A 3,331-nucleotide genomic window follows, 5' to 3' on the forward strand; every position below is an offset into this window, starting at 1 on the left:
AAGCTAAGGAAGAGGGGAAATTAGAAACAATTCCCCTTCTGGTTAGGTTGGGACTTAATGAAGAACAAATTGCACGGGAATTAAATCTAAGAGTTGAGATTGTTCATCAATTTATTACCAATCAGAACAATTAAAACTTTTAAGAGATTGCTTCGGGGGGTGAAGAAGCAGGGGAGAGGGGGAGCAGGGGAGTACAGGTTGTTGCTCTCATAGTAGGTTGATTCATGAATCAACCAGCGTTGCTGATTTGAGATATCAATCTTCTTTTCTGGGATTTTTAAAACCTAGACCCAAACTAACTTTTGGATGGGTACAAGGTTGTCATTCATACCTTGATTCAGCAACGCCCTCTTTCTCAACAAAAATTGACCTAGAAACTGTTGACTTGGATTGGCAGTTTTGCCATACTGTGAAAAACCAACTGATTGGAGGAAATTCCACCATGAAAACCAAGAAACTGACACCCCGTAACTCTGCTCCCGTCCAACGGGAAAATGCCGCTACCGTCTCTCGTGATGGCAATGCGATCGCCCCTCTAATAATTCTGTGGGCCGACGGTACGCGAAGTGCTAAAAGTCCTTTTGCGGGAGACGACGCGGAGTAATGCTCCCGATTCGAGCATCGGACTTCAAATCATGTCAAAAGTCTTTTTCTGCTTGCCAGGGTGCGCGGTTTGCCCCAACGAATTGACGTACAACCCTTGTTAATTCAGGGCTTTCTGTTACCTGGCACGCGGGAGAAGCAGGGGAGCAAGGGAGAGGGGGAGCAGGGGAGAGGTTGGGTTTTTCCCCACTTGCCTTTTTCTTTCGCTCAAAAGTGCTAGAAGACTTGGCCGAGGAGAGATGAACCCCTGCCAACAGCTTACTACCCCAGGGTTAACGGGTTGGGTTTGTCTTCTCCTTCGGTTTGTACCTCTGACAGAATTACTTAAGCTATGATTAAGGTAAGATTTACTTACTCATACATCACAAATGACTCGAATTACTATTGATTTACCAGTCAGTTTAGCTGAAACCGCCCAATGTTTAGGAAAGGCTACGGAACGAGAGTTATCAGAGGTTTTAATTGATACCTTAGAAATCGTTCTACCTACCTTTAATAGTCTCTCAGCAGTGGGTAATCATGTTAAAATTTCCCATCTGTTAGATGCTGAAGTAATTGAATTAGCTAATTCAAAAATGGATGTTGTTCAAAATCAACGCTTGGGAGAGTTACAAGCTAAGGGAAAAAATACGGGTTTAACCGAAGCTGAAGGCTATGAATTATCAGTTTTAATCTCAATTTACCAAATGGGACAATTAAGAAAGTCAATCGCCTTAGCTGAAGCCGTTAAAAGAGGTTTGAGAGATGCTTTAATACCATGAGCTTTCTCACAGAAACTTTACGCCAAAAAGTTAGACAACGGGCAGGAAATCGCTGTGAATATTGCCTCAGTCACCAGGATTATATTATGGGAAGATTACAAATTGATCATATCCAACCTTTAACTAAAGGTGGTGCTAATACAGAAGAAAATTTATGTTTAGCTTGTGAATTATGTAATCAATATAAGTGGACACAAACTGAGGCTATTGATCCTGAATCTGAACTGTTAGTTTCTTTGTTTAATCCTCGCCTTCAAAGGTGGCAAGAACATTTTACTTGGAGTTCAGAGGGAACAGAAATTATGGGAATAACGGCTTGTGGTCGGGCAACACTTGTAGCTTTAAAATTAAATAATAGTCTAGCTGTCGTTGTGCGTAAAAATTGGGTTAAAGCTGGTTGGCATCCACCTGATTAATTGCAGACAGAATCTCACCTTCAGGAATCTCACCTTAATTTACCAAAAAACTATTGACTTTGATTTTGTAGTGTTGCTACAGTATGAAAAAATAAATCTATTGGAGGAAATTCCACCATGAAAACCAAGAAACTGACACCCCGTAACTCTGCTCCCGTACAACGGGAAATCAATACCACTTCCTCTGAGGGTGGTACAGGGCTGACACCCCTAAGAGATTTGGGATATAACACTCCTTTTGCAGGCGACGATGCGGAATAGTCCCTTTCATCCTAACACTTACCTCAAAAAATGTCAAAAGTCTTTTTCTGCTTGCCAGGGCGCACGATTCGCATCAACGAATTGACTCACAATTCTAGTTAGTTCGGGGCTTTCGGGTACCTGGCACGCGGGAGAAGCTTTTGAGCGAAGTGATTAAAAAAGTCGGGGATTTTCTTAAACTCTGAGAATCAAAATCAAAGATTTACATAAATCCCCGACTTTTGATCTTTAATCTAACACTTGAAATTATGATAGTTGCTGAGATTCAAAAAAACTCCCTCAAAGAGCAAAGAATACAATTTATCCGTAATCATCAACAAGCTTTTGATGTTGAGCCGATTTATCCTCTGCGGCTATTTGAAGATTTTGTTATGGAAGTTGAAGGCGATTGTAATATTGAAGCCTCCTGTAAGATAGAATTAGATAAACTCATTGCCTCGCGGTTTATGCTCTTTTTTAAAGATCAGTCCCAAGAATGGCAAAAATGTCTAACTCAATCTTTAGCTTTTTTTCGGCAAGTTGAAAACCGAGTTGGTATTCAATTAGATTATTCCTTATTACAGAAATTTTTAGGACATAACTTTGACTTTAGCAAACTAGAAGTTCTCAGTGCTGGACTTGATTTAAGAACTAATTTAGCTGATTCTAGTTTAAAAATACACATTAGAATTAAAGATTATCCTGAAAAGCTACAAACTGCTTTCGTTTTAAGTAATGGTGCTGCTGACAGTGATTATTTAAGTGAATTTGTTGAGTTAATTGGTTTTGATTTTTACTTTAATGGTAAAAGTGAAATCGAAATTTATGCCGAACTTCAAGAAGATGATTTTTTCAGACCAGAAACCATCAATTTAGTCTGGCGACATTTTCCTGATTCAGTCTTAAACCCTCTCCAAGGATCAAATTTGTTTTTCACGGGTTTATCAAAAGCAAATAATAACGCAGTGCTTTACTATCATCTCAACAATCGTCAAGATTTAACCAATTATTTTAAGATTAATGATACAGCCCAAAGAGTTCACAGCTTTTATCAACATCAAGATATTTTACCTAATATGTGGGGGCTCTTCGGTAATTGTTATGCAAATAATTAACTTAAAATAAAATTCGATGAGAGTGCCTACGCCTAAAAGTAGCTGAAATCTATAAAGGGAGACACTTACGGCACAAATAGGTTAATACCAAAAGATAGACAATTGAGTTAAAATTTGATATAATCGCCAAAAACCCGAGTATTTTACTTATGATGCTTGACAAATTTTTGAACCTAAAAGGAACGTCTATTCAAGG

The 3,331-nt window shown here is 38.8% G+C and carries 5 protein-coding genes; all 5 read left to right on the forward strand.

All coding sequences use genetic code 11. From position 1 onward, the window contains the following. The first annotated feature begins 442 nt into the window (after positions 1-442). A complete protein-coding gene (locus IM319_RS15205) occupies positions 443-604 on the forward strand; it encodes an anacyclamide/piricyclamide family prenylated cyclic peptide (protein WP_287736129.1) in 162 nt (53 codons plus the stop codon). A gap of 367 nt (positions 605-971) precedes the next feature. Further along, complete coding sequence (locus IM319_RS15210) at positions 972-1,364, forward strand: hypothetical protein (protein ID WP_287736130.1); 393 nt, start codon at positions 972-974, stop codon at positions 1,362-1,364. Continuing rightward, positions 1,361-1,780: an HNH endonuclease gene (locus IM319_RS15215; RefSeq protein ID WP_287736132.1), complete on the forward strand. Its 420-nt coding sequence runs from the start codon at positions 1,361-1,363 to the stop codon at positions 1,778-1,780. The genes IM319_RS15210 and IM319_RS15215 overlap by 4 nt, the downstream gene beginning before the upstream one ends. A 117-nt stretch (positions 1,781-1,897) precedes the next feature. Continuing rightward, positions 1,898-2,041, forward strand: coding sequence for an anacyclamide/piricyclamide family prenylated cyclic peptide (locus tag IM319_RS15220; RefSeq protein ID WP_287736134.1), 144 nt, complete (start codon positions 1,898-1,900; stop codon positions 2,039-2,041). 248 nt (positions 2,042-2,289) lie between these two features. Next, a complete protein-coding gene (locus IM319_RS15225) occupies positions 2,290-3,135 on the forward strand; it encodes a DUF5838 family protein (protein ID WP_287736136.1) in 846 nt (281 codons plus the stop codon). Positions 3,136-3,331: the final 196 nt, after the last annotated feature.

Source organism: Microcystis sp. M113S1 (assembly GCF_020246945.1).
Taxonomy (GTDB): Bacteria; Cyanobacteriota; Cyanobacteriia; order Cyanobacteriales; family Microcystaceae; genus Microcystis.

Coding starts and splice junctions, on each gene's coding strand:
- IM319_RS15210 (WP_287736130.1), top strand. CDS start 972: ATGACTCGAATTACTATTGATTTACCAGTCAGTTTAGCTGAAACCGCC.
- IM319_RS15215 (WP_287736132.1), top strand. CDS start 1,361: ATGAGCTTTCTCACAGAAACTTTACGCCAAAAAGTTAGACAACGGGCA.
- IM319_RS15225 (WP_287736136.1), top strand. CDS start 2,290: ATGATAGTTGCTGAGATTCAAAAAAACTCCCTCAAAGAGCAAAGAATA.
- IM319_RS15220 (WP_287736134.1), top strand. CDS start 1,898: ATGAAAACCAAGAAACTGACACCCCGTAACTCTGCTCCCGTACAACGG.
- IM319_RS15205 (WP_287736129.1), top strand. CDS start 443: ATGAAAACCAAGAAACTGACACCCCGTAACTCTGCTCCCGTCCAACGG.